Origin of the sequence: Prescottella equi (assembly GCF_020171745.1) — a bacterium.
Taxonomy (GTDB): domain Bacteria; phylum Actinomycetota; class Actinomycetes; order Mycobacteriales; family Mycobacteriaceae; genus Prescottella; species Prescottella equi_A.
In genome coordinates, this window is the sequence record NZ_JAIVAH010000027.1 from 178,966 (window position 1) to 191,842 (window position 12,877).

The 12,877-nt window shown below is 69.1% G+C and carries 16 protein-coding genes; 7 read left to right on the forward strand and 9 right to left on the reverse strand.

Annotated features, from left to right (window positions below):
• Positions 1-2 precede the first annotated feature (2 nt).
• From LCL87_RS22110 to LCL87_RS22120, 3 genes are all read left to right on the forward strand, one after another.
• The gene (locus tag LCL87_RS22110) at positions 3-860 is read left to right on the forward strand and encodes a DUF6226 family protein (RefSeq protein ID WP_225023588.1); all 858 of its coding nucleotides are present in this window, start codon (positions 3-5) and stop codon (positions 858-860) included.
• 62 nt (positions 861-922) lie between these two features.
• Positions 923-1,657 carry a GntR family transcriptional regulator gene (locus LCL87_RS22115; protein ID WP_225023589.1) on the forward strand — a complete coding sequence of 245 codons (735 nt, stop codon included), beginning with the start codon at positions 923-925 and terminating at the stop codon, positions 1,655-1,657.
• Entirely contained in the window at positions 1,654-2,337 is a 684-nt protein-coding gene (locus LCL87_RS22120; protein WP_225023590.1) for a sterol desaturase family protein, read from the forward strand. The genes LCL87_RS22115 and LCL87_RS22120 overlap by 4 nt, the downstream gene beginning before the upstream one ends.
• A gap of 17 nt (positions 2,338-2,354) precedes the next feature.
• Here LCL87_RS22120 and LCL87_RS22125 read toward each other — a convergent pair whose 3' ends face one another.
• From LCL87_RS22125 to LCL87_RS22140, 4 genes are read right to left on the reverse strand one after another with little or no spacing between them, the layout of a single operon-like run.
• Complete coding sequence (locus tag LCL87_RS22125) at positions 2,355-2,564, reverse strand: DUF4287 domain-containing protein (protein WP_225023591.1); 210 nt, start codon at positions 2,562-2,564, stop codon at positions 2,355-2,357.
• A 10-nt stretch (positions 2,565-2,574) separates the two neighbouring features.
• Positions 2,575-3,264, reverse strand: a complete 690-nt coding sequence (locus LCL87_RS22130; protein ID WP_225023592.1) for a rhomboid-like protein — start codon at positions 3,262-3,264, stop codon at positions 2,575-2,577.
• Positions 3,265-3,296: 32 nt separating this feature from the next.
• Entirely contained in the window at positions 3,297-4,106 is an 810-nt protein-coding gene (locus LCL87_RS22135; RefSeq protein ID WP_225023593.1) for an SDR family oxidoreductase, read from the reverse strand.
• Positions 4,103-5,428, reverse strand: coding sequence for an NAD(P)-binding domain-containing protein (locus LCL87_RS22140; RefSeq protein WP_225023594.1), 1,326 nt, complete (start codon positions 5,426-5,428; stop codon positions 4,103-4,105). The genes LCL87_RS22135 and LCL87_RS22140 overlap by 4 nt, the downstream gene beginning before the upstream one ends.
• A gap of 354 nt (positions 5,429-5,782) precedes the next feature.
• Here LCL87_RS22140 and LCL87_RS22145 point away from each other — a divergent pair, with 354 nt between their 5' ends.
• Entirely contained in the window at positions 5,783-6,181 is a 399-nt protein-coding gene (locus LCL87_RS22145) for a hypothetical protein (protein WP_225023595.1), read from the forward strand.
• A gap of 14 nt (positions 6,182-6,195) precedes the next feature.
• On the opposite strand, the gene LCL87_RS22150 is transcribed toward LCL87_RS22145, so the two are convergent.
• The 4 genes from LCL87_RS22150 to dprE2 are packed head-to-tail and all read right to left on the reverse strand — an operon-like array spanning position 6,196 to position 9,699.
• Positions 6,196-6,954: a cobalt-precorrin-6A reductase gene (locus LCL87_RS22150; RefSeq protein WP_225023596.1), complete on the reverse strand. Its 759-nt coding sequence runs from the start codon at positions 6,952-6,954 to the stop codon at positions 6,196-6,198.
• 2 nt (positions 6,955-6,956) lie between these two features.
• Positions 6,957-7,706: a precorrin-4 C(11)-methyltransferase gene (gene cobM, locus LCL87_RS22155; RefSeq protein WP_225023597.1), complete on the reverse strand. Its 750-nt coding sequence runs from the start codon at positions 7,704-7,706 to the stop codon at positions 6,957-6,959.
• A complete protein-coding gene (gene cbiE, locus LCL87_RS22160) occupies positions 7,703-8,947 on the reverse strand; it encodes a precorrin-6y C5,15-methyltransferase (decarboxylating) subunit CbiE (RefSeq protein WP_510850838.1) in 1,245 nt (414 codons plus the stop codon). Before cbiE ends, cobM begins: the two co-directional genes overlap by 4 nt.
• The gene (gene dprE2, locus LCL87_RS22165) at positions 8,944-9,699 is read right to left on the reverse strand and encodes a decaprenylphospho-beta-D-erythro-pentofuranosid-2-ulose 2-reductase (RefSeq protein ID WP_225023598.1); all 756 of its coding nucleotides are present in this window, start codon (positions 9,697-9,699) and stop codon (positions 8,944-8,946) included. Before dprE2 ends, cbiE begins: the two co-directional genes overlap by 4 nt.
• 44 nt (positions 9,700-9,743) lie before the next feature.
• On the opposite strand from dprE2, the gene LCL87_RS22170 reads away from it, so the two are divergent.
• Together LCL87_RS22170 and LCL87_RS22175 are read left to right on the forward strand one after the other, a co-directional pair.
• A complete protein-coding gene (locus LCL87_RS22170; RefSeq protein ID WP_225023599.1) occupies positions 9,744-10,157 on the forward strand; it encodes a PPOX class F420-dependent oxidoreductase in 414 nt (137 codons plus the stop codon).
• Positions 10,158-10,325: 168 nt separating this feature from the next.
• Positions 10,326-10,754: a hypothetical protein gene (locus LCL87_RS22175; protein WP_225023600.1), complete on the forward strand. Its 429-nt coding sequence runs from the start codon at positions 10,326-10,328 to the stop codon at positions 10,752-10,754.
• A gap of 12 nt (positions 10,755-10,766) precedes the next feature.
• On the opposite strand, the gene LCL87_RS22180 is transcribed toward LCL87_RS22175, so the two are convergent.
• Positions 10,767-11,921 (reverse strand): M24 family metallopeptidase, encoded by a 1,155-nt coding sequence (locus tag LCL87_RS22180; RefSeq protein ID WP_225023601.1) that lies wholly within the window; start codon positions 11,919-11,921, stop codon positions 10,767-10,769.
• Between the two features lie 36 nt (positions 11,922-11,957).
• Between LCL87_RS22180 and LCL87_RS22185 the strand changes: the two genes are divergently transcribed.
• Positions 11,958-12,877: 5'-3' exonuclease (locus LCL87_RS22185; RefSeq protein WP_225023602.1), on the forward strand; the 920-nt coding region annotated here is incomplete at its 3' end.

Sequence of the window (12,877 nt, forward strand, 5' to 3'; positions counted from 1 at the left end):
AGATGGATGCCGATCCGGATATGTCGTGGTGGGAGCGGTACAACACCGGTATTCGACACATGCACGAAACCGGCTGGGGTGCAGACGTAGCGGTGCTCTCGCGCGAGATCTGCGAACTGTTGGACGACGTCGACGCGGCGTTCGCAGTCACCGGCGCGGCCGCCCCGGGATGGCCGAACCCGTACGAGGACGGCACTGCGCCGGACGAGGCGGAGTATGAGCAACTCACGAACCCGGAGAAGTTCCTGATCGTGGTGGCACGCGCACAGGCCTGGACGAGGGTTCTCCTCGATCGGGGGTGGGCGCGTGAAGCGCCGCACGTGGACTGGGCCTTGCGGCCCTTCGATACTGGCGGGGCCGAGACGGTCCTCGAACCCGCAGCCGACGGTGCGGCGCCCCTGGTGTTGACGACGCACACGCCGGTGGACAGCGACCACATCTTCACCGTCACGGTTGCGGCCGGCGACCCGGCGGTGCGGCTGGCGGAGATTCCCGATTGTGGATGCGACGCGTGCGATCGGGGGTCCGCCGGGTTGCTCGAGGAACTGGACCGGTGGGTTCTGTCGGTCGTGGACGGCTCTCTCGAGGTCGAAGTGGCTGCCGGCCACTCCTCGGTGCGCACATCGTTGGCCAGCAGCCACAGAGGCACGGTCCAGTATTTCGACCAGCCGACGACGTTCACCGCGACGCCGTGGGCCGCGGACTGGACCGCGCGCTCGATCCCGCCGGGCATCGACACCCAGCACTCCGAACGCGGGTTCCCGCGCACGGTGCTCGGGAGCGCCGCCCGTACGATCCGAAATCGATGGCTGCGCCGGGGTGGATCGCCGGGCAGTTCGCAGACCTACCGTTCTCCGTGAACTGAGCGTCAATCTGGTCTGACCACTTGACCAGTCCGTCCAGACCACCCTAGCGTTGTGACATGGATCTCACCCCGGTACGGCGGCGCTCGATCCCCGACGACGTGTTCGAACAACTACTCGGCCGCGTCGTCGACGGCAGCGTGGCACCCGGCGAAACCCTGTTGAGCGAGCGGCGGATGGCGGAGGCGCTCGGCGTGTCGCGTCCGGCGGTGCGCGAGGCGCTGGGCCGGATCGCCGCGATGGGTTTGGTTGACGTTCGGCAGGGTGGATCCACCGTGGTCAACGACCTGCGCCGGCGCGGCGGCCTGGATCTACTCCCCCGACTTCTCGTCCGAGGTGGCGAGATCGATCCGGCGGTGGCGCACAGCATCCTCGAGGCGCGGCTCTGGAACGGGCCGAAGGTCGCGGAACTCGCGGCGCAACGCGCACCGGAGTCCACGGCGGACGCCCTGGACGCTGCCGTCGATGCGCTAGTCGGCAGCGACGATTCCGTGGCCCGGCAACGCATCGCCCTCGACTTCTGGGATCTGGTGGTCGACGGCGCCGACTCGATCACGTTTCGGCTGATGTTCAACACGCTGCGCATCGCGTACGAACCGATGCTCGACGTGCTGGCGGTGGTGATGGCCGCAGAGGTCAACGAGAGCGAGCGCTACCGCGCAATCGTCGAGGCCATTCGTCGACGAGATACCGACGGCGCGTTCGCCGCGGCGCACGCCCTGCTCGAACCGGCAACCACGCTTCTGGGCGGCGCGCTCGCCGCCGCACGGGACGCATCCGAGGAGGACTCATGACCGGCACCCGGCAGGCCTCGCCGGCATTCGGCCGGGACGTCACCCTCGGCGGCGCCGTGCGCGAGTTCGTGCGGCACCCGAGTCCGTGGATCATCGGCGCACTATTTCTCGGTGCGGTCATCGCGCGGCTCACCGTCGGCGACTGGACCTGGGCCGACGCGGCGGTGCCACTCCTGATGCTCGCACTGTTCCCGGTACTGGAGTGGATCATCCACGTCTTCGTACTGCATTGGCGCCCCAAGCACGTGGCCGGGCTGACGATCGACCCACTGCTCGCGCGCAAACACCGCGCGCACCACGGGGATCCGCGCAACATCCCGCTGGACTTCATTCCCGCTCCGGTGTTCGCGTGGCTGGTGCCGCTGCTGCTCGCGATCACGGTGCTCGTGTTTCCCCGCATCGAATGGGGACTGACGTTCCTGATCGTCATCACCGCGCTGGGCCTCGGGTACGAGTGGACGCACTTCCTCATCCACACCGACTACAAGCCGAAGACCGCCCTGTACAAGGCCACCTGGCGGCACCATCGCAATCACCACTACCGCAACGAGCACTACTGGTTCACCGTCACCACCTCGGGCACCGCCGACCGCATGTTCGGCACGGAACCCGACCCGGACGCCGTCGAGAAGTCACCCACCGCGAAGCGGCTACACGGACTCGACGTCGCCGGCACCTAGTCCTGGTACGCGGCCGATCAGGCTGAATCCTCCTTCAACGTGTGCGCGACGAGGGCGTTGGCGTGGCCGTGTCCGAGGCCGTGCTCGGTCTTGAGCCAAGCGACCAGTTCCATGTGCTTGGTGAGGTCCGACGAGCGAATCAGGCTCTGCCACTCGCTGATCGGCCTCCCGTACTTCTTCTCGATCGACGGAAAGTAGGACGCGGGACCCTTCACCGGTTCGGTCATGGCGGGAACGCTACCTGTGCGCTCCGACACGTTCGCGCATTCCGCGCAGCCAGTCCGCTGGATCCCACACGCCCGGGCGCGACCGCGTGAGCGGGTAACACGCGAAACCGATCAGCACCGCGGTGAAGTGGCCGATGTCGGTGAAGGTGAGTCCACCCAGCAGCGGCAGGCCGTACACCAGCAGGACGCCGAGCACGTACAGGTATCGCCACGGCGGCGCGATGCGGTAGGCCAGCACGGCCGTGACACCGGCGAGCGCATAACTGACCCCGACGTCGAGGGTGTTCACCGCAGACTCGGGCGCTCTGTCGTCGTGGATGGCGAGATACAGCACTCCCTCACTGATGTACGTGGCGCCGACGTGCGCGATCACCGCGACCGAGAGCCACCTCAAGGTCCCGAGCCACCGTTCCACCGGCACGTGAAAGAGGTTGAAGAGCACGAAGTAGCTCAGCCAGGATCCGCCGGCCAGCCAGAAGGCGCTGGTGATCAGGACGTGGACGGGGTCCTCCCGCAGGTGGTGCAGATTCGTCGAACGGTCACCGAGAACGTCGTCCAGTGCCAAGGGAGACAGGTGATTCATGACGATGCTCGTCACGAGCAGGATCGCCAGCCACACGAAGGTGCCCGGCGCACGGCGGACGTATCGCCAGGTCGCGGCCGCAAGATCCGCCGCGCGGAACCGCCTCTCGGCTTCCACCAGGCCAGTATGACCCCGACCCGGGTGTGACGCTATCGATCCGCCACCGGATCGAGGCCGTGACGCTCGCGGTAGCCGTCCAGGTTCCGGCGCGCCAGTCGCGCGATCCACGGCAGCGCCCGCAGGGTCAACCCCGGCGTCAGCATCCCGGCCTTGACCATCCACCCGTCCGATCGCGGGACGTTCGTTTCCACCCGGGGCCGGTCGACGAGCGTCAGCACCCGCGCGGCCACCGCCTCCGGTGCGATGGGGGTGCTCAGGAAGTTGAGCGCCGAACCGCCCGTCGCCGCCTCGTGCCGCAGCATCGGGGTGTCGACCGATCCGGGATTGACGATGCTCACGCGGACGCCGGTCTCGGGCGTGCGCGCCGCCAGCGCGAGAAGGAATCCCCGCAGGCCGAACTTCGAAGCGCTGTAGCCGGGGCTCTCGGCCAGCGGCAGCATCCCACCGATGGACACGATCGCGACGACGTGGCCCCGGGAATCCTGAAGCGCCGGGTACAACGCGCGGGTGAGGTGGACCGGCGCCAGCAGGTTCACGCCCAGCTCGCGATCCATCTCGGCGTCCGTCACCCGCTCGAACGGTGTCGTGACGACGACACCCGCGACGTGGACGAGCAGATCGCAGCGTCCGTCGACGGACTGCACCAACCGCGCGTGTTCCGCATCGTTCGTCAGATCACACCGGTACGGCGTGACCTGTGACGACAACTCGCGCGCGAGTCTTTTCAGACCGTCGGCGTCGACGTCCACCGCAACGATGTCGTAGCCGCGGCCGGCCAGTCCCCGGCAGATCGCCGAACCGATCGCGCCGCCGGCGCCGGTGACGACCGCCCGCGTCATGCGGTGACCCGCACGCGGTCGAACATCCCGGGCTCGAGATCCGTCCAGCCGAACTCTGACCGGATCCGCGCCAGGTAGTCGCGGAACGCATGCGCGTCGACGTACGCACTGTGGCGGTCGGTGCCGATGAAGGAGATGCCCCCGCTCAGGTCCGGCCGATCCGTCGAGATCTTCCGCTCGAAGGCCTCGGCTCGCACCGGATCATGCCACTGGTCGTGCAGGTAGTGGGCGAGCACGTTGGTCACCTGGTCGAAGAGCGTGTACGCGCTCGAGTTCGTCTCCAGATACCCGACGCCGAACAGATTCCGCTGCCGCGGATTGAAGGCCGTGAGGTAGAGCCGGGGCCGGCCGTGCGCCCAGTCGAAACAGTCGTCCGGCACGTAAGGAACGGCCCAGTCGTACCCGGTGGCGTACAGCACCAGATCGATCTCCCGGCTGGACCCGTCGGTGAACTCGACCCGCGGACCGGCCAGCCGCGACACGTCGGGGACGATCGAGACATCGCCGTGCTGCAGGTGGTGCACCAGTTGACTGTTCAGCAGCGGATGTGACTCGAGCAGCTTGTGATCCGGCCGCGGCAGCCCGAGACGCGTGAGGTCGCCCTGGAGCAGTCGGAGCATCCCCGTCAGCAACGGCCGTTCGATCACCAGCGGCAGACGCGGGCCCTTCTCGGCGAACACATCCGTCGGTGTGCCGAAGATGTGCTTCGGAATCACGTGGTAGCCACGCCGGACACTGACGTAGGTCTCGGCCGCGGACACCGCCGCATCGCACGCGATGTCGGCGCCGGAGTTCCCGAGACCCACGATCAGCACCCGCTTGCCGCGGAACTCGTCGATGCTGCGGTACGACACCGCGTGCCGCACCTCGCCGTCGAAGGTTCCGGGATGCGTCGGGATGCGTGGCTGCCACGTCACCCCGGTCGCGCAGACCACGGCCCGGTACCTCCGGCGCTCCCCCGTCGACAGGCGTACCGACCAGCCGTCGCCTTCCGGCGTGATCTCGTCGACCGACGTCTCGAACGTGATGCCGTCGTACAGCCCGTAGGCCCGCGCGAAACTGCGTGTGTAATCGAGGATCTGACGGTTTCCCGGGTAGTCCGCGAACGATGCCGGCATCGGGAAGTCGTAGAAGCCCGACATTGTCCGCGACGAGATGAAGTGCGCGGATTCGTACATCGGCGTTCCGGGATTGTCGAGATCCCAGATCCCCCCGACGTCGCTGTGCCGCTCGAACTGGTCGTACTCGATCCCCAACCGCCGAAACGCCCGCGCCGCCGACAGTCCCGCCGGGCCGGCCCCCACGATGCACACCCGTTCCATGCCCACTCCCCTTCGTCCCCGGACATTCAACCCTGGTCGTCGAGGCTTTGACTGGAGCGGTCGTGAGGTGAGTCGGACGAGGACGCCGAGGCGCTGGGGCTCGACCGCCCAACTTCGGGAATTCCTATAATTCCGTCCAGCACGAAGTTTCGACCGTAAACATGCCTTACCCGAAATGACCTGCCGCCCGCGCAATCGCGTCAGCGTGGGTCGATTCGGGCGCGGCGCCGCACCGGTGACGGTCAAGGGAACCGCAACAGCTGCAACGCTGCTCCCCGACTCCGGCCGAGACGACTCGGGCTCTCCGCTTCTCCCCGGGACCAGGCTCGCTTCCGTTTCGTCTAGGGTCCAGTCATGCAGAGCCCCACCGGCGAACGCGGGAGGTCCCTGGTCTCGGGGATCGCTTCGCGACCGACCCCCTACTGGGTGTTCGGCGTCGTCACCGGCTACTACGCATCCGAGCGAATGAGCTGGGAATCGGGTGAGACGTACTGGGAGAACGCGCTCGAGTGGATGAACCTGCCGTTCTTCGCGGTACTGACGGTGGTGTTCCTCCTGGCCGAAGTCGCGTACGGCAACTGGCGATTCCTCACCCTTCGCGCCCTCGCGCCGGCCCCCTTCATCATGATCCAACTGCGGTTCGCGCTGTTCCTGCTCTATTACCCGGCCTACTGGCTCTTCTGGCTCGGCACCGCCAGCGCGGCCGCGCTCACGATCGCCGCGGTGATCCTGGGTCAGCCCTGGAAGGCGTAGCCGCACGCGTGAGTTCAGTTCGAGCGCGGCAGCTCCCCGTCGACTGCCCAGGCGGCCGCGACGTCGAGATCCGAGGTGGAGGCGACCCCCACCGGAATCGGCGTGCGGGCCACCATCACCACGGGCACCCCCACCTCGTGCGCCGCTTCGAGCTTGGCCGACGTGAGCGCTCCCCCACTGTTCTTCGTCGCGACGACGTCGATGCGTCGCTCACGCAGCAGCGCGACCTCGTCGGCAACGGTGAAAGGTCCACGTGCGAGGACGAGTTCGGACCGCCTCGGCATCCGCACCTCGGGTGGGTCGATCGCGCGGATCAGGAACCACCCGGAACCGTCGGCGAACGCGTCGACGCCCTGGCGCCCGATCGTGAGGAACACCCGCTCCCCCAGTCCGTTCACCGCATCGGCAGCCGCGGCCAGATCCGGAACGACGTGCCAGTGGTCCCCCGGACCGGGAACCCACTCGGGCCGGCGCAGCACCAGCAGCGGGAGCCCAACGCGTGTGGTGGCCGCGGCGGCGTTCGCCGTGATCCTCGCGGCGAACGGATGCGTGGCATCGACGACCGCGTCGACGGCGTTGTCCCGCAACCACTGCGCGAGCCCGTCGACACCGCCGAAGCCGCCGATCCGCACCTCACCGACGGGAAGGACCGGTTCACGGACCCGGCCGGCCAGCGACGAGATCACCTCGACCGACGGATCCTCGTCGAGTCGTGTCGCGAGCCTGCGCGCCTCACTGGTGCCGCCGAGAACGAGGACCCTGCGCGCTGCCACGCTCAATGGGTGGTGCGCGACCGCGTCGCCGAATACAGGTAGCTGTCCGGAAAGCCCTCGGCGGCGAGCACGCGGCCCACGATCACCACCGCGGTCTTCGTGATCCCGGCCGCGTGGACCTGGTCGACCAGCGTGGCGAGCGTGCCGCGCAGAACGACCTCGTCGGGTCGGCTGGCGAACGCGACGACGGCCGCGGGACAGTCGGATCCGTAGTTCTCGGTCAGTTCCTCGACGATCTGCTCGATCCGGTGCGCACCGAGATGCACCACCATCGTGGCGCCGCTCCGTCCGAGCGAGCGCAGGTCCTCCCCCGGCGGCATCGCCGTCGACAGCGTCGACACGCGGGTCAGCACGATCGACTGGGACACGCCCGGCACCGTCAGTTCGCGACCCAGTGCGGCGGCGGCCGCGGTGAAGGCAGGCACGCCGGGCACGATGTCGTATGCGACACCGGCGACGTCGAGGCGCCGAACCTGCTCGGCCACCGCTGAATAGATCGACGGGTCGCCCGAATGCAGGCGCGCGACGTCGAGGCCGGCCGCGTCGAAAGCGATGATCTGTTCGATGATCTCGTCGAGGCTCAGCCGGGCGGTGTCGATTACCTCCGCGTTGTCCGGGCACAGCGTCAGCAATTCGGCCGGGACCAGGCTGCCCGCGTACAGGCAGGCCGGGCTCTGGGCGATGATGCGCGAGGCCCGCAGCGTGATGAGGTCCGCGGCGCCCGGTCCGGCGCCGATGAAGTGGACTGTCATTGCTCTTCCCTTTCGGTGCTGTGCGGCTTGACGACCGACCACTGCGCCACCGGCAGCTGCGGTCGCCACGCCGTGAATCCGCCGAGCGATTCGCCGCGGTAGATCTGGAACTTGCGCAGGTCGCCGCCGAGTCGCGCATGCCACTGCAGCACGAGCGACTCGGACTCCGCGGTGACCGCGTTGACGACCATCCGGCCGCCCGGACGCAGCCGCGTCCAACAGGCGTCGAGCATGCCGTCCTGCGTCACCCCGCCGCCGACGAAGATCGCGTCCGGCGTGGACGTCTCGTCGGCGAAAGCGGTGGGTGCCGAGCCGCGCACACGCAGCGTGGGAACACCGAGCAGCGACGCGTTGTCGACGATCTGCCCGACGCGGGTGTCCTCACGTTCGAATGCGACCGCGCGGCACCGCGGATCGGTGCGCATCCACTCGATACCGATGGTGCCGGACCCGCCGCCGACGTCCCACAACAGCTCGCCCGGCGCGGGGGCCAACGCCGAGAGGGTCAGGGCACGCACCTCGTGCTTGGTCATCTGGCCGTCGCCGCGGTAGGCGGCATCGGGCAGCCCGGGCGTCCGGGTGAGCCGGAGCGCGGCATCCGACGCCCGCAGCTCGAGCGCGATCACGTTGAGCGGATCGCCCGGGGCTCGATCCCAGCCGCCGGCCCGGCCCTCGACGACGTGCTCGGCGGGGCCACCCAACTGCTCGAGCACCACCAGCGTGCTGTCGCCGAAGCCGTGCGCGGTCAGAAGCCGCGCGACGGCAGCGGGGGTGTGTTCGTCGTTGGCGAGCACGAGCAGGCGCTGTCCGTCGACGAGGCTCGCGGCCAGCGTCGAAACGTCGCGGTTCACCAGGCTCACGGTCGTCGTCTCGTGCAGCGGCCACCCCAGCCGGGCACACGCGAGCGACACCGAGGACGGATGCGCGAGGACGTGCAAGCGTTCGGGTCCGAGCACTCGACCGAGCGTGACGCCGATGCCGTGGAACATCGGATCGCCGCTGGCCAGCACGCATACCCGGCGCTCGCGGTGCTCGTCGAACAGTGCGGGCAGGGCCGGCAGCATCGGGGACGGCCAGGGCACCCGCTTCGCCGCCGACTCGGGAATCAACGCCAGTTGCCGCGTCGAACCCATCAGCACCTCGGCCCGACGAATGGCGGCCTGCGCACGCGGCGCGAGGCCGTCCCAACCATCGGCGCCGATACCGACGACGACGATCGGGTCGATCACTGAGGAAGTCACCGGGGCATCCGCCGCCACACGAACTGCGGCACCAGCCGAGTCGCGAAGATCACGGCACGGAGCAGCCCGGGCACCCACACCCGTTCCTTACCCTGGCGCAACCCGTGTGCGACGGCGTCCGCCACCTGCTGCGGGGTGCTCGAGAAGGGGGCCGGCTTCATGCCCTCGGTCATGCGTCCGATGACGAAACCGGGCCGAACCAGCAGCAAGCGCACTCCGCTGCCGTGCAGGGCGTCCGACAGTCCGCTCGCGAAACCGTCGAGGCCGGCCTTCGCCGAGCCGTACACGTAGTTCGCGCGCCGCGTGCGAGCCCCCGCGATCGACGAGAACACCACGATCTGCCCCGACCCGTGCGCGCGCATCAGGTTCGCCAGGTGCGTCAGCACACTGATCTGCGCGACGTAGTCGGTATGTACGACGGCGAGCGCATGGCCTGCGTCCTGCTCGGCGCGGGCCTGGTCGCCCAGCACGCCGAACGCGAGCACGGCGACCCCGATGGGCCCGTGCTGCTCGGCGATGGCCGAGAGCACCGCCGGATGGTCGGAGACCCGGTCCGCGTCGAACTCGACGCAGTGCACCGCCGTCGCGCCGGCGTCGAGGACCGCGCGCGTCTCCTGGTCGAGGTCGTCGCTGCGCCGCGCCGCCAGCACGACCACCCGTCCGGGTGCCAGCCGATGCACGATCTCCAACCCGATCTCGCTGCGACCGCCCAGCAGCACCACCGAGCCGGGCGCGTAGTCCGTGTCACTCATACCTCCAGTGTCCTGGATCAGCGGCGCTCGAGTACCGTCGGGGCATGGCCCGAATCCCCGCCGATCCGTCCCGCCTCACCGCAGAGGCCGCCACGTTCCTCACCGAGCGGCATCTCGCGACCATGACGACGTTGCGCAAGGACGGCACCCCGCACGTGGTGGCGGTGGGATTCACCTGGGATCCGGAGAACCGAATCGCCCGAATCATCACCAACGACGCGTCGCAGAAGGCCCGCAACGCGGACCGCGGCGGGTACGCCGCGGTGAGCCAGGTGGACGGCGGTCGTTGGCTCACGCTGGAGGGTCCCGCGCGTGTGATGTCGGATTCGGTGTCCGTCGCCGAGGGCGTCGAGCGCTATGCGGCGCGGTACCGGACGCCCCGGGAGAACCCGACTCGCGTGGTCATCGAGATCTCGGTCGAGCGCGTGATGGGCTCGGCAATTCTGGTCGAACGGTGAAATAGCCTGATTTGCACCCGCATTCGGACGTCCGAGTGCCGGTGCGGACAGTCCGTCGGCGGTACCGTGAGAGAACGTCACCAGCGCACCCGAACGGGGATGGCCATGACAACTCGACGGACAACACGACGCAAATCATCACCGGCGCATCGCCGGGTCCTCCGATCATTGGCAGTCGCGGGCGCCACCCTGGCCGCCGTCGCGGTGCCTGCGACAGCCCAAGCACTGCCGCCGCATCCGTTCGGCCCACCCGCCTTGACCATCGGGTGCGCCAACCAGGGCAGCCTGATGTCGCTGACCGGCGCCACCGGACAGTCCGGGCCCGAGCAGAATCCGCCGATCGGACCCGGTGAGATCCGGTTCGAGTCGTTCCCGGCGGCGCCCCCGATCCCTGCCGCCGGTCAGGTCACCGTCGCGTGGGTCAACCTCGACACGGGTGCGAGCGGCATGGCGGCTCTCGAGGGCACCTACCCGTACTACTCGAAGACCGTCTACACCGGACACGGCAACATCCGGGCCACCGTGTTCGGCACGATCGACCTGTGGAGCCTGCCGCTGTGTCAGTCGAATCCGACGATCGGGAACTTCATCGTCTGACCGGAGCCGGACTCAGCCGGGCAGCACCGTCAAGCCGTGCGGCCGCTTGTTCACGGACTCGCAGCCGTCCGCGGTGACAACGACGATGTCCTCGATGCGGGCGCCCCAGCGGCCCCGGAAGTAGATGCCCGGTTCGATGCTGAACGCCATGCCGGGCTCGAGCAGCACCGTATTGCCGGCGACGATGTAGGGCTCCTCGTGCACCGACAGTCCGATGCCGTGTCCCGTGCGATGCACGAAGACCTCGGCCAGACCCGCGTCGGCAAGGACGTCCCGGGCGGCGGCGTCGACCGCCTCCGCGGTGACACCGGGACGCACCGCCTCGACCGCGGCCCGCTGGGCCGCCTCCAGGACCGCAACCTGCTCGGCCACCTCGGGATCGGGCTCACCCAGGACATAGGTGCGGGTCGAGTCGGAGTTGTAGCCGGGGTCGACCGGCCCCCCGATGTCGATCACGACGACATCGCCGGATTCGATCACCCGGTCCGAGACCTCATGATGCGGATCCGCTCCGTGCGGGCCCGACCCGACGATCACGAACGCCGCCTCCGTGTGGCCCTCCGCCAGGATCGCGGCGGTGATGTCGGCCGCCACCTCCGCCTCGCTGCGGCCGGGCCGCAGCCACTCGCCCATGCGGGCGTGGACCCGGTCGATCGCGGCACCGGCGCGGCGCAGCGCCTCGATCTCGGCGTCGTCCTTGATCATCCGGAGTTCGCGCAGCACACCCGTCGCCAGCGCCGGGACCGAGCCGAAGCGCCGTGCCAGCGGCACGAGGTGCAGCGCCGGCATCGCGTCGGTGACCGCGACCCGCGGCGTCTCGGGCAGCAGCGACGACACCAACTCGTAGGGATCGACGCCGTCCACCCAGTCGTGCACCGGCAGGTCGAGTTCGCCGACGGCCGAATCCCCCAGCGACGCAAGCTCGAGCCGCGGCAGCACCACCGACGGCGCGTTGCCGTCGGACGGCACCACCAGGCACGTGAGCCGCTCGAACGAATCCGCCCGGGAACCGATCAGGTACCGCAGGTCCGGACCCGGCGTGATCAGCAGGCCGTCCAGCCCGGCGCGCTCCGCGAACTGCGCGGCTCGGGCCAGACGGTCGGCGTACACGGCCGTCGGGAAGCGGGATGCCTCGGGACCGGCGGAACCGGCACTGTGGGAACTCATGGATTCAGGCTAGTGCCGTTTGGCAGGATGAGGCGCATGAGTGGGCCTTTGCTGCTGTTGGACGGTGCGAGTCTGTGGTTCCGGGCGTTCTACGCCCTGCCGGAGTCGATGACCGCGCCGGACGGTCGTCCCGTCAATGCCGTTCGCGGCTTCACCGACATGGTGGCCGCCCTGATCACCCGGACGCAGCCGTCCCGGCTGGCCGTCTGCCTGGATCTGGACTGGCGACCGCAGTTCCGGGTCGACGCGGTCCCGTCGTACAAGGCCCACCGGGTGGCCGAGGAGTCCGACGGCTCCGCCGAGGAGGTGCCGGACACCCTCACCCCACAGGTCGACATGATCATGGAGGTCCTCGCCGCCGCGGGCATCGCGACCGCCGGAGCCGCGGGGCTCGAGGCAGACGACGTACTGGGAACCCTTGCCGCGCAGGAAAAGATGGACACCGTAGTCGTGGTCAGTGGCGATCGCGACCTGCTGCAGGTGGTCTCCGACGATCCCGTCGCCGTCCGAGTGCTGTATGTGGGCCGGGGCCTGGCGAAGGCCGAACTGTTCGGCCCCGAGGAAGTCGCCGTGAAGTACGGGGTGCCGGCGGACCGTGCCGGCGCCGCGTACGCCGAACTCGCCCTGCTGCGCGGTGATTCGTCCGACGGGCTGCCCGGGGTCAAGGGCGTCGGCGAGAAAACGGCGTCCACACTGCTGCTGCAACACGGCTCCCTCGATGGTCTGCTCGCCGCCGCGGCCGATCCCGACGGTGACGTCGCGAAGGGCGTCCGCGCCAAGCTGGACGCTGCCGCGGACTACCTCGACGCCGCGCTGCCCGTGGTGCGCGTCGTCACCGACGCCGACGTCGAGTTGTCGCGGCCGGACATCCTGCCGACCACGCCGGCCGATCCCGCACGACTCGAGAAGGTGACGGCCGAACTGGGAATCGAGCGTTCGGTCGCCCGCCTGCTCGC